Origin of the sequence: Psychrobacter sp. TB20-MNA-CIBAN-0197 (assembly GCF_040309765.1) — a bacterium.
GTDB classification, from domain to species: domain Bacteria; phylum Pseudomonadota; class Gammaproteobacteria; order Pseudomonadales; family Moraxellaceae; genus Psychrobacter; species Psychrobacter submarinus.
Map to the genome: position 1 here is coordinate 1 of NZ_JBEOPC010000959.1, position 256 is coordinate 256.

Annotated in this window: 1 pseudogene; it reads right to left on the reverse strand. The window is 57.8% G+C overall.

Annotated elements, in window-relative coordinates:
* A pseudogene (gene ispH / locus AAEY83_RS16725) lies at window positions 1-256 on the reverse strand (4-hydroxy-3-methylbut-2-enyl diphosphate reductase); the annotation flags it as partial.

Sequence of the window (256 nt, forward strand, 5' to 3'; positions counted from 1 at the left end):
GGATGCACTCGCGACCGTCGCGGCTGTATTTGGCGACCTCGATGTGCACCTTGGTCACCAGCGGGCAGGTTGCATCGAAGACTTTCAGTCCACGACCTGCAGATTCGTTGCGCACGGCTTGGGAAACACCGTGGGCGCTGAAGATGACGATCACGTCATCGGGCACCTGATCGAGCTCTTCGACGAAAATCGCGCCACGGCTGAGCAGGTCTTCGACGACGAACTTGTTGTGCACCACTTCATGACGCTCATAGAT